The sequence below is a fragment of the Acinetobacter sp. NBRC 100985 genome, from assembly GCF_000241225.1.
Lineage (GTDB): Bacteria > Pseudomonadota > Gammaproteobacteria > Pseudomonadales > Moraxellaceae > Acinetobacter > Acinetobacter venetianus.
Map to the genome: position 1 here is coordinate 53194 of NZ_BAEB01000005.1, position 18683 is coordinate 71876.

20 protein-coding genes are annotated in these 18683 nt (G+C 38.9%); 7 read left to right on the forward strand and 13 right to left on the reverse strand.

Features of this window, described 5'->3' with window-relative positions:
• Positions 1 to 44 precede the first annotated feature (44 nt).
• From ACT4_RS01755 to ACT4_RS01795, 9 genes are all read right to left on the reverse strand, one after another.
• Positions 45 to 752, reverse strand: a complete 708-nt coding sequence (locus ACT4_RS01755; RefSeq protein ID WP_007479307.1) for a DNA repair protein RecO — start codon at positions 750 to 752, stop codon at positions 45 to 47.
• Between the two features lie 9 nt (positions 753 to 761).
• The gene (locus ACT4_RS01760) at positions 762 to 947 is read right to left on the reverse strand and encodes an NF038104 family lipoprotein (protein WP_004878531.1); all 186 of its coding nucleotides are present in this window, start codon (positions 945 to 947) and stop codon (positions 762 to 764) included.
• A gap of 11 nt (positions 948 to 958) precedes the next feature.
• Positions 959 to 1999 (reverse strand): GTPase Era, encoded by a 1041-nt coding sequence (gene era / locus ACT4_RS01765; RefSeq protein WP_004878530.1) that lies wholly within the window; start codon positions 1997 to 1999, stop codon positions 959 to 961.
• 4 nt (positions 2000 to 2003) lie between these two features.
• Positions 2004 to 2699, reverse strand: a complete 696-nt coding sequence (rnc, locus tag ACT4_RS01770; protein WP_004878529.1) for a ribonuclease III — start codon at positions 2697 to 2699, stop codon at positions 2004 to 2006.
• Positions 2668 to 3045 (reverse strand): DUF4845 domain-containing protein, encoded by a 378-nt coding sequence (locus tag ACT4_RS01775; protein ID WP_004878528.1) that lies wholly within the window; start codon positions 3043 to 3045, stop codon positions 2668 to 2670. The genes rnc and ACT4_RS01775 overlap by 32 nt, the downstream gene beginning before the upstream one ends.
• A 23-nt stretch (positions 3046 to 3068) precedes the next feature.
• Complete coding sequence (gene lepB, locus ACT4_RS01780) at positions 3069 to 3932, reverse strand: signal peptidase I (protein WP_007479311.1); 864 nt, start codon at positions 3930 to 3932, stop codon at positions 3069 to 3071.
• Between the two features lie 69 nt (positions 3933 to 4001).
• Positions 4002 to 5819, reverse strand: a complete 1818-nt coding sequence (lepA, locus tag ACT4_RS01785) for a translation elongation factor 4 (RefSeq protein ID WP_004878526.1) — start codon at positions 5817 to 5819, stop codon at positions 4002 to 4004.
• Positions 5820 to 5980: 161 nt separating this feature from the next.
• Positions 5981 to 6436: a thioesterase family protein gene (locus ACT4_RS01790; protein WP_007479314.1), complete on the reverse strand. Its 456-nt coding sequence runs from the start codon at positions 6434 to 6436 to the stop codon at positions 5981 to 5983.
• Between the two features lie 113 nt (positions 6437 to 6549).
• Complete coding sequence (locus ACT4_RS01795) at positions 6550 to 7929, reverse strand: Do family serine endopeptidase (protein WP_007479317.1); 1380 nt, start codon at positions 7927 to 7929, stop codon at positions 6550 to 6552.
• A 372-nt stretch (positions 7930 to 8301) separates the two neighbouring features.
• On the opposite strand from ACT4_RS01795, the gene nadB reads away from it, so the two are divergent.
• Positions 8302 to 9939, forward strand: a complete 1638-nt coding sequence (nadB, locus tag ACT4_RS01800; protein ID WP_171054758.1) for an L-aspartate oxidase — start codon at positions 8302 to 8304, stop codon at positions 9937 to 9939.
• 48 nt (positions 9940 to 9987) lie between these two features.
• Here the strand turns inward: nadB and ACT4_RS01805 are convergent, their stop codons facing one another.
• Genes ACT4_RS01805 through pabC form a run of 4 tightly spaced genes read right to left on the reverse strand, consistent with a single transcriptional unit; the run spans position 9988 to position 12760 of the window.
• Positions 9988 to 10266 carry a hypothetical protein gene (locus ACT4_RS01805; RefSeq protein WP_007479322.1) on the reverse strand — a complete coding sequence of 93 codons (279 nt, stop codon included), beginning with the start codon at positions 10264 to 10266 and terminating at the stop codon, positions 9988 to 9990.
• A 10-nt stretch (positions 10267 to 10276) separates the two neighbouring features.
• Positions 10277 to 10876, reverse strand: a complete 600-nt coding sequence (gene tmk / locus ACT4_RS01810) for a dTMP kinase (RefSeq protein ID WP_034604461.1) — start codon at positions 10874 to 10876, stop codon at positions 10277 to 10279.
• A complete protein-coding gene (gene mltG, locus ACT4_RS01815; RefSeq protein ID WP_007479326.1) occupies positions 10876 to 11946 on the reverse strand; it encodes an endolytic transglycosylase MltG in 1071 nt (356 codons plus the stop codon). The genes tmk and mltG overlap by 1 nt, the downstream gene beginning before the upstream one ends.
• A 1-nt stretch (position 11947) precedes the next feature.
• Positions 11948 to 12760, reverse strand: coding sequence for an aminodeoxychorismate lyase (gene pabC / locus ACT4_RS01820; RefSeq protein WP_007479328.1), 813 nt, complete (start codon positions 12758 to 12760; stop codon positions 11948 to 11950).
• 254 nt (positions 12761 to 13014) lie between these two features.
• On the opposite strand from pabC, the gene ACT4_RS01825 reads away from it, so the two are divergent.
• The 6 genes from ACT4_RS01825 to ACT4_RS01850 all read left to right on the forward strand — a co-directional run bounded on the left by ACT4_RS01825 (position 13015) and on the right by ACT4_RS01850 (position 18600).
• On the forward strand, positions 13015 to 14022 hold the full coding sequence (locus tag ACT4_RS01825; protein WP_007479329.1) for a sulfate ABC transporter substrate-binding protein: 1008 nt from the start codon (positions 13015 to 13017) through the stop codon (positions 14020 to 14022).
• 89 nt (positions 14023 to 14111) lie between these two features.
• Positions 14112 to 14714 (forward strand): alpha/beta hydrolase, encoded by a 603-nt coding sequence (locus ACT4_RS01830; protein ID WP_007479331.1) that lies wholly within the window; start codon positions 14112 to 14114, stop codon positions 14712 to 14714.
• A gap of 75 nt (positions 14715 to 14789) precedes the next feature.
• Positions 14790 to 15623 carry a sulfate ABC transporter permease subunit CysT gene (gene cysT / locus ACT4_RS01835; protein WP_007479333.1) on the forward strand — a complete coding sequence of 278 codons (834 nt, stop codon included), beginning with the start codon at positions 14790 to 14792 and terminating at the stop codon, positions 15621 to 15623.
• Complete coding sequence (gene cysW / locus ACT4_RS01840) at positions 15620 to 16519, forward strand: sulfate ABC transporter permease subunit CysW (RefSeq protein WP_007479334.1); 900 nt, start codon at positions 15620 to 15622, stop codon at positions 16517 to 16519. Before cysT ends, cysW begins: the two co-directional genes overlap by 4 nt.
• A gap of 11 nt (positions 16520 to 16530) precedes the next feature.
• On the forward strand, positions 16531 to 17601 hold the full coding sequence (locus ACT4_RS01845) for a sulfate/molybdate ABC transporter ATP-binding protein (RefSeq protein ID WP_007479336.1): 1071 nt from the start codon (positions 16531 to 16533) through the stop codon (positions 17599 to 17601).
• 75 nt (positions 17602 to 17676) lie between these two features.
• Positions 17677 to 18600, forward strand: coding sequence for a CysB family HTH-type transcriptional regulator (locus tag ACT4_RS01850; protein ID WP_004878513.1), 924 nt, complete (start codon positions 17677 to 17679; stop codon positions 18598 to 18600).
• The last annotated feature ends 83 nt before the right edge of the window (positions 18601 to 18683 follow it).

Consider the following 18683-nt stretch of genomic DNA (forward strand, 5'->3'; position numbering starts at 1 on the left):
CCTAACATTTACTCTCAAAACATTTAAAAAATGCTTTAAGAAAATTAAGTTTGTGTACTTTGAATCCATAGCTGACGGCTTTTTAATGGCCGATCGCCTAATAAAGCACTAATCATCTGACGATATAGTTTACCCAACAATTGCAGTTGTTCTAAAGAGAAATCTCGACCATCTTCATAGCTTTGCATTGAAGTTATTTGAGCACCAGAAAGTGTAGAACGTGAAGCTTGATTAACAGGTAAGAATCCATCATTGAGTTGGAATTGATAATGTTGCAAAGCTTCTACTGCAGTTTGATTTGCATCTACAGAAAAATCGATTGCATAACCTAGTTCTTGTAATAAAACATGTTCAAACTGCCGAAGAATTTGCCGAAGAAATAAAGCGGCTTGCTCATGCAAAGCGAGTTGCTGTAACTGCAATAAAATCAGTTGATATTGTTCAAATGTTTGTGGCATTGCCTCTTCCAAAGTACAAAGACGCAATAGAATTTCATTCAAATAAAAACCAGCAAAAAATGCATCACCGTGAAAAAATACAGGTTGATTGAGAATTTCTAATTTTGTGAAATTTTTAAGTTCAGATTTACCCGTCGCTTGAATACGAATAGGTTGATATTGTGGTGGAGGAATTTGTCTTAAAATTCCATCCACCCGACCATATTCTTGAGTAAATAAATGAACAATATGGCTTTTTTCACGATATTTACGATGATGAATTAAATAGCCATGTAGGACTTCATTACGCATCATAAAACGATACTAGTCCTTTTCTTTCTCGTCCTTTTCATCATCGCCATCAGGAATAACTGCACCAACCACAGCTGCAGTTCCTTTTACCACGCCTTTTGTGGTTTTATAGGCAACTTTAACAGGGACTGTAACTATTTTAGTAATACAGCCCTGTAGCAAAAAGACACAAGAAACAATTACAAGAGCTTTAATCATCGCAGAACCTCTTAGATATCGCTATAACCTAAGCTTTTTAAAGCGCGTTCGTCGTCAGACCAGCCACCTTTAACTTTTACCCAAAGCGTAAGCATGATTTTTTGTTCAAACATTTTTTCCATGTCTGTACGTGCATCCATACCAATACTTTTCAGCTTTGCACCTTTATCACCAATCACAATGGCTTTTTGTCCTTGACGCTCAACAAAGATCGTTGCATCGATATAAGTACATGGTGGTTTTAAGCGTCCTGTTTTTTCATTTACAGTTGCTTCTTCTGTTTTAAATGATTCAATTTGTACCGTTAAATCATATGGTAACTCTTCACCCAGCTGACGCATGATTTTCTCACGAATAATTTCACTCGCAAGAAAACGCTCAGAACGATCTGTAATTTGATCCAATGAATACAAAGGTGGCTGATAAGGTAAATACTTTTCAATCGTGTCACGCAAATGTTCTAAATTCGCGCCGCGTAAAGCGGATACGGGAACAATTTCAGCAAAATTCATTAACTTCGCTCGTTCTTGAATCAGCGGCAATGCTTCATTTTTGTTTTCAAAAGTATCTAACTTATTAATTACAAGAATCACTGGCATATCTGCATTTTTCAGCTTTTCCAAAACAAGCTCATCGTTTTGAGTCCACTTTTGTGCATCAACAACAAATAAAACCAAATTCACATCACGTAACGCCGAATGTGCTGCACGATTCATCATCTTGTTAATCGCACGTACTTCTTTCTTATGCATACCTGGCGTATCTACAAATACTGCTTGTGATTTTTCGCGCGAATCAATCCCCACAATCTTATGACGCGTGGTTTGTGGCTTACGGGATGTAATAGAAAGCTTTTGGCCCAACAGGTGATTCATTAATGTTGATTTTCCAACATTAGGTCGACCAACAATTGCAACAAAACCGCTTTTAAAATCAGAAGGAATAGTCGTTCCTTGCGAACTAAAAAATTGATTAATTAAATCATTACCATCTTGCTGTTCAGTAGCTTCAGATGGATTTTGAGGTAAAGGATTTTCATTTGAATGAGACATCAGGTTATTGCTCCAATAATTTTAAAATTTCTGCCGCTGCCGTTTGTTCGGCAAAACGACGACTTGAGCCCTCGCCTTGAATTTTTGGCAATCCCTCAATCAAACATTCCACTTTAAAATGTTGATTTGGGGCATCACCCTGAATATCTACAACCTCGTAAACTGGGAGAGGTTTTTTACGTGCTTGTAAATACTCTTGCAACCGTGATTTGGGATCTTTAAGTTGATCAGTCGGTTCGATATGATCTAAATAAGGTTCATACCATTTTAGCACAATGCTTTGTAGCAAGTTCAGATCATTACAGTCTAAATAAATAGCGCCAATAATTGCTTCCACCGTATCAGCAAGAATGGATTCTCGATGGTGACCACCTGATTTTAACTCGCCAGTACTTAGAATTAATGACTGACTAAGCTGTAAATCATTTGCAATTTTCCCTAGCGCTTCTTGACGAACTAACGTCGCACGCATACGCGTTAAACGCCCTTCATTTTCTTGCGGGTAAGTACAATATAAATAATTGGCGACAATCATTCCTAATAATGAATCGCCTAGAAATTCTAGGCGCTCATAATTGTGCTTATGACTCACGGAACGATGGGTTAAGGCAAGTTTTAGCAAATCAATCTGCTTAAACTGGTACCCTATTCGCCCTTGTAATCTTGAATCATTCAGCTTGCTTTGCAGATTTTTGGTCAAAAGTCTTCTCAAAAGTCATAACTAAACTAACATTAAACATGAATGGCTTACGCACTTCATATTTCTTCTTTACCAACAAATCATTCTTATAGGTTACTAAAGCAATATCTTTAAAATGAATCTCACGAACATTATTCATTTCCAAACGCTGATCCATTTGGTTATAAAATTTTGTTGGAGAAATATTCTCAGGACTATCTTTGAGTAAACCTTTGATCTGCGTATCAATGATTTTATCATCCCAATATACTGGCCATATTGCTACAGCAGCCTTAACTGCAATCGCAAATAAAATCACCCCAAATAAAACTGCAATATACGAAGCCCCTTGTTGAGATTTACGCATTTGATATTTCCTTTATATTTTTATTAGTCAATCTTACCATTTCGGTTAAAACTTGGAATATGAAACCCAGGTTCTTTATGCATCCATACATAAAAAGCACGACCCGTTAAATTCGCTTCTGGTACGAAACCCCAAAAACGACTGTCCGCACTTTGATCTCGATTATCACCCATTGCAAAGTATTGTCCTTGAGGAACTGTCACTTCCCAATCTTGACCATTACTTTGAATAAACACATCATTTTCTTTCGCAACAAAAGGAACTAAAGATTCAGCACCTTTTAATTGTGCAAACTGGAATTGTTCAGCCAAAGGATTTCGTCCATCTAAATAACGAATCAAATGCTGGTGTTCCCCTAAAGTTTCTTTAAAATAATAAACCGTAGGTGTTTCTAGCTGATCTTTCTCACGCGTAAACTCAGTCGCAACTTTTGCAATTTGTTTACCATTAATAATCAACTGTCCTGCCTTAAACTGAATATGATCACCTGGTAGACCAACTACTCGCTTGATATAGCTAATTGTTGGTTGAGGCGGATAACGGAATACAATAACTTCACCACGTTTAGGCTCACCAACATTCAGCACTTTAGTATTGACAATAGGTAAACGCACACCATAATCAAACTTATTAACTAAAATAAAATCCCCTGTCTCCAAGGTCGGTACCATAGAGTCCGAAGGAATATTGAAAGGCTCATACAAGAAAGATCGAAGAATTAAGACGACAGCTAAGACTGGCCAAAAATCATATGCCCAAGTAATAACAAAATTTTCCTGATCACGCCCTTTATTCGCTCGCTGTTTAAACACAAACTTATCAAGCAACCACACCAAGAAAAAAATCAGCGTAGCAGGCACTAGAATCAAATTAAAATCAAAATCCACAAACCCTCACTCGCAGCCCTGCTGCTCGTCTCACGGCTAGAGAATGATAAGATTCTCTAGCCTTATTTTTTATCGATCTACTTTCAATACAGCTAAGAACGCTTCTTGTGGAATTTCAACACTTCCCACTTGTTTCATGCGTTTCTTACCTTCTTTTTGTTTAGAAAGAAGTTTCTTCTTACGCGAAACGTCACCACCATAACATTTAGCCAATACGTTTTTACGCATCGCCTTTACAGTAGAACGTGCAATAATTTGCGCACCAATAGCGGCTTGAATTGCAACATCAAACATTTGACGAGGGATGAGATCCTTCATTTTCTCAACCAATGCGATCCCACGATGACGCGCATCCTGACGATGGCAAATCATTGCCAACGCATCCACCTTCTCGCTATTAATTAACACATCCACCTTAACTAAAGATGAACTCTCAAAACGTACAAAGTTGTAATCCAACGAAGCAAAACCACGCGAGCAAGATTTCAATTTATCAAAGAAATCCATCACCACTTCAGCCATCGGAATCTCAAAGGTAACTGAAACCTGATTACCTAAGAATTTCATATCTTTTTGAACACCACGACGTTCAATACATAAAGTCATGACATTACCAAGATATTCTTGTGGAACGAGAATATGGCACTCAGCAATTGGTTCACGTAAATCTTCAACCGTTGAAGCATCAGGCATTTTTGAAGGACTGTCGATATAAATCGTTTCACCCTTTTTAGTCACAGCTTCATAAATCACTGTTGGTGCAGAACTAATCAAATCTAAATCGTATTCTCGCTCTAAGCGTTCTTGTACGATTTCCATATGCAGCATGCCTAAGAAACCACAACGGAAACCAAAGCCTAAAGCATCAGAACTTTCAGGTTCAAAAAACAAAGCTGAATCGTTAATCTGTAGTTTTTGTAGGGCTTCACGGAATGGTTCAAAGTCACTTGAATCAATCGGAAATAGACCTGCATATACCTGTGGTTTTACCTTTTTAAAACCAGGTAAAGTTTGAACTTCTGGTGTAGATACCAATGTAATCGTATCGCCGACAGGCGCACCAAAAATATCTTTAATCCCAGCAATAACGAAACCAACCTCACCTGCTTCAAGGATATCCGTTTCAGTATGCTTAGGGTTAAACACACCAACCGAAGTCACAGGATGCGCTTGCCCTGTTGACTTAACAAGCATTTTATCACCCTTACGAATACGACCTTGTTTAATACGAACAAGCGAGACAACGCCTAGATAGTTATCAAACCATGAGTCGATAATCAAAGCTTGTAAAGGTGCATCACGATCACCCTCAGGTGCAGGAATAACATCGACTAGACGCTCTAAAACACCTTCAACCCCCAAACCTGTTTTTGCTGAACATGTTGGAGCGTCAGTTGCTTCAATTCCGATAATCTCTTCAATTTCATGAATCACACGCTCAGGTTCAGCCTGCGGTAAATCAATTTTATTGAGAATTGGTAGTACTTCTAAGCCCTGTTCAATTGCGGTATAACAGTTCGCCACAGATTGAGCCTCAACGCCTTGTGCAGCATCAACAACAAGCAAAGCTCCTTCACACGCAGCTAAAGAACGCGAAACCTCGTAAGAGAAATCAACGTGTCCAGGCGTATCAATAAAGTTTAATTGATATTGCTGACCATTTGGATGCGTATAATAAAGCGTAACTGATGCCGCCTTAATCGTAATCCCACGTTCACGCTCAAGCTCCATAGAGTCTAATACCTGAGCTTGCATTTCACGATCTTGAAGGCCACCGCACATTTGAATAAAACGGTCGGCCAAAGTCGACTTACCATGGTCAATATGAGCAATGATCGAGAAATTTCGTATATTTTTGATATCTACGGATTTTTTAGCTTGCGCCATGGGTTACCTTGAGAAAATAGAGCGCCCTATACTTATAAAAAGCAATGAGCCAAAATGGTTTAACAAAATTGTTGGGGATTATAGCAGAATGACATTTTAAAGTATTCAAAATAATTCTGCGCTTTTATACCCAAACTCAAAGCAATAGTGACTTAACACTCTCATTTTTCCGCATAGGAAATTGAAAAATCCATTGGATCTAATTCATTTGAAATGGGCTGATAAGCCTGCGTAAAACTCGGCGACATACGCTTTGGTCGACCAGTTGCAATTTCAATACATGCCCATTTAGTATTTCCTACGAATAAAACACTTTGATCTTTTGGTCGATAAAATGCGTACTGACGGAATGAATAGAGCGCATTAATGTCATCCAACCAAGTTCGTAAAATGATTTCTTCACCCTCAAGCGTAGCTTTACGATATTGAACATGATGTTCAACCGCCACCATCGCATGTTTTAACTCTAAATATTGGGTTAAGCCTAAACCCAATGTTTCTATATGTGCTGCTGCAACATCCTGCATCCATTGGATATACATCACATTGTTGACATGACCCAATACATCAATATGTTGTGGTTGAACCTGTATTTTTAAATCAAGAATTGTGCTCATAATTTTTCGTACTTCAACAACAAAAGTTCAGTGCCGTACATTAGTCTAAACAACTCAGTATTACAAAATAAAAAACCACTCTATCCAATAGAGTGGTTTTCTCATTTATTTGATTACTTCGGTAAACGCAATCCTAAAATTGCACGTTGGCCTTGGCGAATAATCGTTACTCGCGCAACGCTATTTTTAGGTAAAGCGGCAACCGTTTTTGCAAACATTTGACTGTTCGTAATTGCCGTTCCATTTACTTGAACAATAACATCGCCAGCAACGATATTAGATAGAGATGCTAATCCACCACGTTTAACATCTTGAACCAAAATTCCACCACGAACATTTAAACGAGCAATTTCTGCTTCTGTCAGTGTACGGATACTCATACCCAACCCACTGGTTGGATTATTTTTGTCTTCAGCTGCTGGTGTATCATCAGGTGCCGTACCCAATGTCGCTGAAATTGTACGTGTTTTATCATCACGTAAAATCTCTAACTGAATTGTTTGATCTGGTGCAGTACGGTTCAACACATTGAGTAAATCACCTGTACGAGAAATCGAAGTACCATTGATTTTTAAAATCACATCACCTGATTTAAGCCCAGCTTTTTCAGCAGGTGATTTCGGCGAAACTTGATTAACTAGAGAACCTTCTGGTTTTGGTAATTTATAGGCTTCCGCTAAATTTCGATCAATATCCTGCAACATCACGCCTAGATAAGAACGTGTCACTTTGCCATTGGTTTTAAGCTGCTGAACAACATCCATTGCAACATCAATTGGAATCGAGAACGACAAGCCCATATATCCGCCCGTACCACTAAAAATACGAGAGTTCACACCAACCACTTCACCCTTTTGGTTGAAAAGTGGTCCACCAGAGTTACCAGGGTTTAAAGCAGCATCTGTTTGAATAAATGGCACTGATGTTTCACCACTCATATTACGGGATTTAGCACTCACAATCCCTGCTGATGCTGAGTAATCGAAACCAAATGGAGAACCAATTGCTAGAACAGGCTCACCAACTTTTAACTGGTCGACATTACCAACTTTTAATTCAGGAAAATTCGTACCAATTACTTTTAGTACAGCAACATCAGTACGTTCATCACTACCAACCAATGTCGCATCAAGCTCACGGCGGTCATTCAATGTGATACTGATTCGTGATGCATTTTCAATAACATGATGATTTGTAACTAAGTAACCATCTTTACTAATGAAAAATGCACTTCCATAAGCTGTTTTTTCTTGTGGTCCCTGCTGTTGAGGGATAATCACTTGATTACCAAAGAAACGACGTAAGATTTCAGGAACCTGTTGTTGCAATAACTCTTCCTGAGTCATTTTCTTCACAACATTCACACTCACTACAGCTGGACTAACCTGCTCAACGAGATTTGAAAAATCTACTGGAGCTGCGGCATCGACTTGAGCTGCTGCTACTGTAAATACCGCTGCAAACATTCCTTGTTGTAAATATCGACTTTTCATGAAGCAAGAACCTACATACTGATGATCGAATAAAAATTTAAGGTTATGTTGTATCATAACCATTTCATACGTTTCGTTAAAAAATGTTTATATTTTCAATGTATACAAAGAAATAAAAACCTAAAATGTGAATAAATTGTGGAGGAAAATTAATATAACCACTGTTCAAAACAGGTTTTATAATGACCAACTTAAACTCACATTAAAAAAATGTTCCTAAACGTAATCGCATGATTATTGGTATGTAGCAATATAACAAAACAAGCAAATTATTGACTCATTCGCCAAAAAATCGCTCAATTCTAAGCAGATTAGCTCTTGCCTTTTTGTTCAAAAAGCGTTGTCATTAGCGAACGTTTGAAATTGAAGCAGATCGACATGCCTGATTTAGAAACAATTCATCATTTTGACATGATTATTCTGGGCAGTGGCGGTGCAGGTTTAAGCCTAGCACTCTCTTTACCAAGTCATTACAACATCGCGATTTTAGCAAAGGCTGCGCTCACAGAAGCGAGTACCTATTATGCTCAAGGTGGTGTTGCTGCGGTATTAGATGAGACTGACTCAATTCAACAACATATTAATGACACGATGATTGCAGGTGCACATTTATGTGAACTAGATGCAGTAAAGCATACAGTCGAAGGTGGTAAACCCTCAGTTGATTTTTTATTAGAACAGGGTGTTCAATTTACATTAGATGATGATGAGCAACTCCACTTAACGCGTGAAGGTGGTCACTCGCAGCGTCGGATTATTCACTCAGCCGATGCAACCGGCAAAGCAATTTCAACAACTTTAGTTGAGCGTGCAAAAGAAAGAAAAAATATTACAATTTTTGAAAACTATATTGCGATTGATCTTATCACAAAACACAAACTTGGTCATTTAGGTGAAAAGAATAGAGCGATTGGCTTATATGCTTTAGATGAGAAAAATGAACAAGTCCATACCTTCTTAGCGCCATTTACAGCACTGGCTTGTGGCGGTGCAATGAAAGCATATCTTTATACGTCTAATCCTGACATTGCAACAGGCGATGGTATTGCAATGGCTTATCGAGCAGGTTGCCGTGTTGCTAATATGGAATTCAATCAATTCCATCCAACTTGTTTATATCATCCCAAAGCGCGTTCTTTCTTAATTACCGAAGCAATGCGTGGCGAAGGTGCTTATTTGCGCTTACCAGACGGCGAGCGTTTCATGCTACGTTTTGATGAACGTGCTGAACTTGCACCGCGTGATATTGTGGCACGTACCATCGACCATGAAATCAAGCGCCTAGGTATTCGCCATGTTTGGCTAGATATCACGCATAAATCACCAGAATTTATTACCGAGCACTTCCCTACTTTATATGCACGACTTATTGAACTTGGTATCGATATCACCAAAGATATGATCCCTGTCGTTCCAGCTGCACATTACACCTGTGGCGGTGTCGTCGTTGACGAGAATAGTCAAACTGATTTAGATGGGTTATATGCGATTGGAGAGACCTCGTATACTGGTTTACACGGCGCTAATCGTATGGCAAGTAACTCACTGCTTGAATGTTTCGTGTATGGCATGAGTGCAGCTAACGATATCCAACAAAAATTTGATTCGGACTTTAAATTCCCTACTGTACCGTCTTGGGACGAGTCTCAAGTTACAGATGCGGATGAAGATGTAGTAATTCTGCAAAATTGGGATGAGTTGCGTTCAACTATGTGGAACTATGTCGGTATTGTTCGTACCACTAAGCGTTTGCAACGCGCCTTACACCGTATTGAAATGTTGAAACGCGAAATCACTGAGTATTATCAAGATTATCGTGTCAGCAAAAACTTGATTGAATTACGTAATTTGGTTTTGGTTTCGGAAATGATTGTACGTTGTGCTATGGAACGTAAGGAATCACGTGGTTTGCATTACACGCTGGATTATCCAGAACTCTCAAATGAGATTCGTAAGACAGTGTTGACTCCACCAAACTTTAAGGTAGAACAGCCGTTGGTGAATGAGTGATGAAATTAAGGCTAAAGATTCTTCCTTCTATATCTTTAGCCTCCAAAATTATTCATAAATTCGAGCAGCCATAAGCATTTCTGCAAAGGTTTTCCAATCAGGTTGAGCTAAACGGTCAACCTGATCTGTATTTTTATAATATCCGTCCATATCTTCAGTCCATGAAGCTAAAGCATCAAGAAAATCAGCCAGATTGATATTCTCCCAACCATTGGGATCATATATAAGATTCTGACGTAATTTCTTAATAAATATCGCGAGTTCAGTACGACTAGATATCGCATCAATTGCCTTATCTAAATGATAGCTATCATGATCTTTACTCATTAGAACTGGCCTATTTCAAATATTGCAAAGCATCTTCAAACACAACATCCGCATTCTGTGTTGCATCCAAACGCTTGATTCGTTCAGGCGCTGTCTGCCATAAAGTTTCATAACCCGCACGCACCTTAGCAAAGAAACTGAACTTCTCTTGCTCAAAACGGTCCAATGCCCCACGCTCACGCGCACGAGTCATGCCCAACTCAATCGGTGCATCCAACCAAAAAGTAATATTCGGCATTTTCGCCACAAAAGTTTGATTTAACAGTTGCAACTTTTCCTGACTTAAACCGCGTCCAGAACATTGATACGCAAAACTGGCATCGGTAAAACGATCACTTAACACAATCTTACCCGCCACTAATGCAGGTAAAATCACTTGTTCTAAATGCTGTGCTCGTGCCGCATAAATCAATAACAGTTCAGTATCATGACTCATTTGCTCTTCATGATTCACTGCTAATAAAAGTGAGCGAATCTGCTCAGCGAGTGGTGTGCCACCTGGTTCACGAGTCAACACCACTTCTTTACCTTGCTGTTCAAAGTACTGATGAATTTTACGAATCAGTGTTGTTTTTCCTACACCTTCCGTACCTTCAAAACTAATAAACATCATTCACCTTGCTTTTTCTTTGAACGTAGCACAGTTAAATATTCTTGAACTGCACGATTATGGTCTTCTAAAGACGCTGTAAATTTATGACCACCATTGCCAGTGGCGACAAAATAGATATTTTTGGCATCATCAGGATGCATAGCAGCTTCAATTGCTTTTTTACTTGGCAATGCTATTGGTGTTGGCGGTAAACCGTTAATAGTATAGGTGTTATAAGATGTAGGCGTGCGCAAGTCATTACGTGTGATATTTCCTTTATAATTATCGCCCATGCCATAAATCACTGTTGGATCAGTTTGCAAGCGCATACCTATTTTTAAGCGACGTACAAACACACCTGAAACTTGCTGAAGCTCACTATCCAAACTGGTTTCTTTCTCAATAATAGAAGCCATGATCAATGCTTCATATTTATCTTTATAAGGCAGATTAGAAGCCTTATTTGCCCAAGCTTCATCTAATGATTTCATTTGGCGATGATATAAATCGGTTAAGATTTTTTTATCTGTTTCACCTTTAGCGAAGAAATAAGTATCTGGAGCAAATAGACCTTCTGGATGTGAATACGGAATATCGAGTGCTTTTAACAATTGATCTTGGGGTAAATCCAAAATTGTTTTGGTTACATTTGAATCTTTTTTAAGATTTTGAACAAGCTGTTTAAATGTTGTCCCTTCTATCACCAAAATACGATTCATCTGTGCATTTTCTGCATCAGACAACATCGATAAAACTTGGCGAATACTCATTCCCTGTGTGACTTCATACACACCAGCTTTCATACTGTCATGGATTAAAAACTTTTGATAAAGCTTTAACATAATAGGCAAGCTGACTTTACCTTCTTTGGCTAGGCGATCAATAAATCTAGAATAAGTATCCCCAGATGAGATCACTAAAAGTTGCTTTTTGCCATCAACAGGGTAATTTTTAAAAAGATTTGCCCATAAAATACCAAATATAACCAAACCTAAAAGGAAAATAGCAATCCAAAAGGCTTTGAAAGTAGATTTCGGTTTAGCTTTTGGCTTTTTCTTACTTTTGCTCGTGTTTGGTGACTTTGGCATATTAATCAATCTGGTAAAGTTTTAAAGTGTGAAATAAATCAAGATACGGCTGCTGAGCTAAAACTCGATGATCAAATCGAATTACGGCTTTCATAGGATGTAAAGCATTACAGAAAAATAAACTCTGAATCTGCCCAAGCTCATGCATTTCGACACAACGCTGTTCACATTTCACCTGATATTGTTGCATCAGAGAAAGTATTTTTGCTCGCATAACACCGTGGACGCCATTATAACGAAGTTCTGGTGTAATCCATTGATCATTTATACGAATGAAACAATTACTGCTCACCCCTTCAACAATATTTCCCTGAACATCACTCACCAAAGCCTCTAACCAGCCTTGTTGATCAGCCTCTTGCTTTAATAACACTTGTTCTAAGCGATTTAATGTTTTCAGTCCAACAAGATGAGGCATATTTAAACCTAAAGCATGTGTCAGTAAACCACTTTCAATCCATTCTGGTCGAAAAGCTTGCATGACTCTTGGGTAATACCACACATAAATATCCGCTGCATGTAAAGGCAGACTATAACCACGATCACCTTCACCACGGCTAATAACTACCTTTAACGTGCCATTCAGTTGAGAATTCTGTTTTTGCAGTTGTTCAAGTGAGGATTCAATCAAAGATAAATCTGCATCTAAACTTAAACTTTTGCAGGCCAAAGCTAAGCGTGCAAAATGCAGCTCTTTTAACTCAAAATTGTTTTGAAAAAGTCGAGCCGTTGTAAAACAACCATCACCATAATGAAAAGCGCGATCAAGCAAAGGAATAGACTCAATCAGTTGTCCATTTTTATAGCATTGCATGATCCAAACACCTTTCAAAATTTTGCATATAGTCGCACTAAATAGCAGAACAACCTATTGATTTTAAAAAAATATAACAACTTAAAATTTATAAATAAAAATTTCTTTTTTATCAATAATTCAGCATAGCTTATCTCATTTATATATTTCTCTATTTTTCATATCAAATTCGATTTTAATTATTTTTTTTGCAAAAAAACTGGCGTTATGCTGCATCCATATTCCAAACACACATTGAATTTTTAGGGGTTTTCATGCGTTTATCTCAAATCAAAGTTGGTATTATTGCCACAGTATTATCAGTTTCCTCATTCGCTGCTCAAGAATTCTTGAACGTTTCTTATGATCCTACGCGTGAGCTATATACGGATTTTAATAAACAATTTGGTACTTTTTGGAAACAACGTACTGGGCAAGAGATTGATTTCAAGCAGTCACATGGTGGTTCAGGAAAGCAGGCACGAGCTGTCATAGATGGTCTAAATGCAGATGTTGTGACCTTAGCACTTGCCGCTGATATTAATGAAATCGCAGAAAAGTCAAAATTATTACCAAGCGATTGGCAAAAGAAATTACCAAATAATTCGACACCTTATACCTCAACAATTGTGTTCCTCGTTCGCAAAGACAATCCTAAACAAATCAAGGATTGGAGTGATCTCATTAAACCCGGTGTAGAAATTATTACACCAAACCCAAAAACCTCAGGCGGTGCTCGTTGGAACTATTTGGCAGCTTGGGCATGGGCGAAACACCAGAAAGGTGGCAACGATGCAAAAGCGCAAGAATTTGTTCGCCAAATTTATAAACAAACCAAAGTGCTTGATTCTGGCGCTCGCGGTGCAACTACTACATTCGCTGAACGTGGTATTGGCGACGTCTTATTGGCTTGGGAAAATGAAGCTTATCTCGCAGTACGAGAGCAACCGGGTAAATTCGAGATCATTACGCCATCTCTTTCCATCCTTGCAGAACCACCAGTTGCCATTGTAGAAAAAAATGCAGCAAAGAAAGGCAATTCTCAAATCGCTCGTGGCTACTTAAATTATCTTTACTCTCCAGCTGGGCAAGAAATCGCTGCTCGTAATTTCTACCGCCCGCGTAATGCCGCAATTTTAAAAAAATACAGTACAACTTTTAAGCCACTTAAATTGGTAACAATTGATCAAGAGTTTGGCGGCTGGAATAAAGTACAAAAAACTCACTTTGATAATGGTGGTGTGTTTGACCAGATCGTAAAACTCAACAGCACAGGTAAATAAAATCTCTCTCTTGCATGGCTGCAAACGCAATTCGTCGTTTAGCGTGTAGTTCACAAGAGAGCTTTTCAGGGATTCTAAGGAGAATAGACATGATTCATACTGTAATTGTTCCCGGTGTTGGCGGTAGTGAAGCACAACATTGGCAGTCTTGGTTACAACATAAGCTCGTGTCTAGTTCTCGCGTTGAACAAACTCATTGGGATCGCCCTGTGTTAAGTGAATGGGTTACTCAATTTATTAAAACTATTATTGCAGCTCCAGCACCTGTCCAAATCGTGGCACATAGTTTTGGCTGTTTAACTAGTGTTGCTGCACTCGCTGAACACCCAGAACTCAGAACAAAAGTGAAAAATTTAGTTTTGGTTGCGCCTGCAAATCCTGCACGTTTTGGTGAATCAGGTTTCGCTCGTCATAGTTTGATTGACTACAAACAGTATTTTCATCAACTTAAAATTGACGTACCTACCACATTATTGATTAGCGAAAATGATCCGTGGTTAGGCTATGTCGATGCGCTACAACTGGCTCAGGCGTGGAAACTAACACCCATCAATCTAGGTGCTGTTGGTCATATTAATGTCGCTTCTGGCTTTGGCCCATTCCCCGAGATCCTGAATTACTTGCTGCCTGAAAAAAAGATACAACCTATCGTCCGAATGAGTCAGGCAAATTTTAATTTGAAATTTGCCTAATACCACCTCCGTATTTTTAGTATTTGCATTATTTATTTGCTTGTTTTAGCAAACATTTCTCTTTGAGGAAATATCATGTTGCAGCGTTCCCGAGTGCTGCCTGGGTTTGGTCTCTCATTAGGCTTCACCCTCGCTTACGTGTCTTTGATTGTTCTTATTCCATTATCTGCTGTCTTTATCAAATCTTTAGGAATTGGATGGGATGGTTTATGGGAAATCTTAACCTCAGAACGAATTTTGAAATCCTTACAGCTTAGCTTTAGTGCTGCATTAATCGCTGCACTAGTTAACGTTATTTTTGGCCTGTTACTGGCTTGGTGTTTAGTACGATATAGCTTTCCAGGTAAACGGATTGTTGATGCATTAGTTGATTTACCTTTTGCTCTACCAACTGCTGTTGCAGGTATTGCACTCACCTCTTTATATGCACCAACAGGCTGGATTGGACAATATCTTTCCCCGCTTGGGATTGAAGTGGCTTATACACCAATTGGTATTACCCTTGCTCTAATTTTTATTGGTCTACCCTTTGTGGTTCGTACTGTTCAACCAGTACTCAGTGATATTGAAACTGAACTGGAAGAAGCCGCTTCTGCCCTAGGTGCAAATCGTTGGCAGACCATTACCAAAATCATTTTACCAATACTATTCCCTGCATTGCTCACTGGGTTCGCTTTAGCTTTTGCCCGCGGTGTCGGTGAATACGGTTCCGTGATTTTTATTGCAGGCAATCAACCCTATAAAACTGAAATTGCCCCCCTGATGATCATCTCTCGCTTAGAGGAGTATGATTACGCAGGTGCAACGACCATTGCCGTAGTCATGCTCATTCTGTCATTTGCCATTCTATTTTTAATTAACTTAGTACAAGCATGGGCGAGCCGTCGCACTGGGAGAGTTGCACAATGAGTCTAAATACCAACAGCAATGCTTTAGTTCTCAAACTTCAAAGTCGAGATGCAACTCGCGAACCGACATGGGTTCGTTTTAGCCTAATCAGCGTTGCCTTAATCTTTTTCCTCAGTTGTTTGATCTTGCCGCTGATTTTGGTTTTTGTTGAAGCATTTAAACAAGGTTTAGCGGTTTATATCAATGCGTTAACCGATTCAGATACTTTATCAGCTGTAAAACTTACCCTAATTACGGCTGCAATTGCCGTCCCTATTAATGTCGTGTTTGGTGTTGCAGCAGCATGGGCCGTTGCAAAATTTCAGTTCCGTGGTAAAGCCATCTTAACCACCATCATTGATATGCCTTTCTCGGTATCACCTGTGATTGCTGGATTAATGTTAGTTCTGATCTTTGGCACACAAGGTTGGATGGGTGGCTGGTTAATGGATCATGACATCAAAATTTTGTATGCCATCCCAGCGATTGTATTAGCCACTATTTTCATTACCGTTCCATTTGTAGCCCGTGAATTAATCCCTTTGATGGAAGCTCAAGGCACACAGGAGGAAGAGGCAGCGATAGTACTGGGTGCTTCAGGTTGGCAAACCTTTTGGAAAGTAACCTTACCTAATATCAAATGGGGTTTGATCTACGGTGTGATTCTGTGTAATGCCCGTGCAATGGGTGAATTTGGTGCGGTCTCAGTTGTTTCAGGACATATCCGTGGTCAAACCAATACCTTACCGTTACATGTAGAAATTCTTTATAACGAATACACTTTTAGTGCTGCATTTGCTGTGTCTTCACTATTGGCATTTCTAGCAATCATTACATTAATTTTAAAAACTTGGCTTGAAGCTCGCCAAGACCAAGCAAATGAACATCAATCCAATCAAAATCAACCTAGCCACTAAGGAATAAGCACATGAGTATTCAAGTAAAAAATATTGAAAAACACTTTGGTGCATTCCATGCGCTGAAAAATATCTCTTTAGACTTTCCTGAAGGTGAATTGGTAGCCTTACTTGGTCCTTCAGGTTGCGGTAAAACAACATTATTACGCATCATTGCAGGTTTAGAATCTGCCGACGGTGGACAGGTTTTACTTGAAGGCGAAGATGCCACAGACATTCACGTCCGTGAACGACAAGTAGGTTTTGTATTCCAGCATTATGCTTTATTCCGCCACATGACTGTTTTTGACAATATTGCCTTTGGTTTACGCGTTCGCCCACGTGCAACACGCCCATCAGAAGCTGAAATTAAAAAACGTGTGACTCGCTTACTTGATCTCGTTCAACTTGGCTTTTTAGCAGACCGTTATCCAGCCCAACTTTCAGGTGGTCAACGCCAACGCATCGCTTTAGCACGTGCACTCGCTGTTGAACCGCGTGTTTTATTACTAGATGAGCCATTTGGCGCACTGGATGCAAAAGTTCGTAAAGAATTACGCCGTTGGTTACGTACTTTACATGATGAGCTACATATCACCTCGATCTTTGTAACGCACGATCAAGAAGAAGCTTTAGAAGTTGCAGATCAAATCATTGTCATGAATAAAGGTGATGTCGAACAAATTGGCTCACCACGAGAAGTTTATGAAAAACCAGCAACGCCATTTGTTTTTGATTTCTTAGGTCAAGCAAATCGCTTTGAAGGTGAACACTCCAACGGTATTATCCATATCGATGAAAATCGCATTCAACTTCCAAATACTGTTGAAGCACCACAAGGAAAAGTAATTGCATTTGCAAGGCCAAATGAATTACATATTCATACCCAACCTCAGAACAACACCATTGAGGCTACTTTCCTACGTGAAGTATGGATAGCTGGGAAAGTTATTGCTGAATTACAAGATCGTAGTGGACGTACGATTGAAATTTTATTAAGTGTAGAAGAAGCAAATTTACATCAATTCAAACCGAATCAAACTGTTTGGATAAGTGCAACTCAACTTCATTTATTTGCAGACCAAACGACGCAAGTTGCTTAGAATAATACCTTGAGGATGGTTAAAATGTTCTTGCTGAACTTTAGCCGTTCCTCACCTTTTATGCGGAAAATGATTATGAACTTTCAACAACTCAGAATTATTCGAGAAACTGTTCGTCAAAACTTTAATTTAACTGAAGCTTCAGCGGCACTTTATACCTCCCAATCAGGTGTCAGTAAACACATTAAAGATTTAGAAGATGAATTAGGCGTGCAACTTTTTGTGCGTAAGGGCAAACGTTTACTTGGACTAACTGAGCCAGGTCAATCTCTCTTGAGTATCGTTGAACGTATGTTGGTTGATGCTGATAACATCAAACGTCTTGCCGATGATTTTAATAAAGTCGATGAAGGCACACTTACAATTGCAACGACACATACCCAAGCACGTTATGTTTTGCCTCCTATTGTGAACCAATTTAAAAAACTATTTCCCAAAGTGCATTTGGTTCTACAACAAGCTAGCCCCGTTGAAATTGCTGAAATGTTGTTACAGGGTGAAGCAGATATTGGTATTGCGACGGAGTCATTAACTACTGAGGAAAATTTGGCGAGCGTACCTTATTATGAATGGCACCACAGTATCATCACCCCGAAAGATCATCCTTTAGCAAAACTAGATAAAATTAGTCTCGACATTTTAGCTGAATACCCACTCATTACTTATCATGGTGGCTTCACAGGTCGTTCAAAAATCGACAAAGCATTTGAAGATGCACATCTGCACGCTGACATCGTCATGTCTGCTTTAGATGCCGATGTTATTAAAACCTATGTTGAGCTAAATATGGGTGTTGGTATTGTCAATGATGTTGCTTATGATGCTGAGCGAGATTATCGTTTGCAACAGATCAAAACAGGTATTTTTGGTACAAACACAACGTGGATCGCAGTTCGTAAAGGACATTTACTTCGTGGTTACGGCTATGAGTTCATTTCACTATGTTCGCCAAAAACAGACATTAAAGCTCTTAAAAAAGTAGCTTATCCTGAAGAGTAAATAACAAAACAAAAGGTACATAAAAAAGCCTTTTGTTTTCTTTAGATCATAAAAAAACGAGCTTAAAGTACTCGTTTTTTATT

Bases quoted from the DNA above. Each gene is read 5' to 3' on its own strand.
- ACT4_RS01790 (WP_007479314.1), bottom strand. From the start codon at position 6,436: ATGAGCACAATTCTTGATTTAAAAATACAGGTTCAACCACAACATATT.
- cysW (WP_007479334.1), top strand. From the start codon at position 15,620: ATGAGTCTAAATACCAACAGCAATGCTTTAGTTCTCAAACTTCAAAGT.
- ACT4_RS01755 (WP_007479307.1), bottom strand. From the start codon at position 752: ATGATGCGTAATGAAGTCCTACATGGCTATTTAATTCATCATCGTAAA.
- ACT4_RS01830 (WP_007479331.1), top strand. From the start codon at position 14,112: ATGATTCATACTGTAATTGTTCCCGGTGTTGGCGGTAGTGAAGCACAA.
- era (WP_004878530.1), bottom strand. From the start codon at position 1,999: ATGTCTCATTCAAATGAAAATCCTTTACCTCAAAATCCATCTGAAGCT.
- ACT4_RS01825 (WP_007479329.1), top strand. From the start codon at position 13,015: ATGCGTTTATCTCAAATCAAAGTTGGTATTATTGCCACAGTATTATCA.
- ACT4_RS01805 (WP_007479322.1), bottom strand. From the start codon at position 10,266: ATGAGTAAAGATCATGATAGCTATCATTTAGATAAGGCAATTGATGCG.
- ACT4_RS01775 (WP_004878528.1), bottom strand. From the start codon at position 3,045: ATGCGTAAATCTCAACAAGGGGCTTCGTATATTGCAGTTTTATTTGGG.
- mltG (WP_007479326.1), bottom strand. From the start codon at position 11,946: ATGCCAAAGTCACCAAACACGAGCAAAAGTAAGAAAAAGCCAAAAGCT.
- ACT4_RS01795 (WP_007479317.1), bottom strand. From the start codon at position 7,929: ATGAAAAGTCGATATTTACAACAAGGAATGTTTGCAGCGGTATTTACA.
- ACT4_RS01845 (WP_007479336.1), top strand. From the start codon at position 16,531: ATGAGTATTCAAGTAAAAAATATTGAAAAACACTTTGGTGCATTCCAT.
- tmk (WP_034604461.1), bottom strand. From the start codon at position 10,876: ATGTTTATTAGTTTTGAAGGTACGGAAGGTGTAGGAAAAACAACACTG.
- ACT4_RS01760 (WP_004878531.1), bottom strand. From the start codon at position 947: ATGATTAAAGCTCTTGTAATTGTTTCTTGTGTCTTTTTGCTACAGGGC.
- ACT4_RS01850 (WP_004878513.1), top strand. From the start codon at position 17,677: ATGAACTTTCAACAACTCAGAATTATTCGAGAAACTGTTCGTCAAAAC.
- pabC (WP_007479328.1), bottom strand. From the start codon at position 12,760: ATGCAATGCTATAAAAATGGACAACTGATTGAGTCTATTCCTTTGCTT.
- lepA (WP_004878526.1), bottom strand. From the start codon at position 5,819: ATGGCGCAAGCTAAAAAATCCGTAGATATCAAAAATATACGAAATTTC.
- cysT (WP_007479333.1), top strand. From the start codon at position 14,790: ATGTTGCAGCGTTCCCGAGTGCTGCCTGGGTTTGGTCTCTCATTAGGC.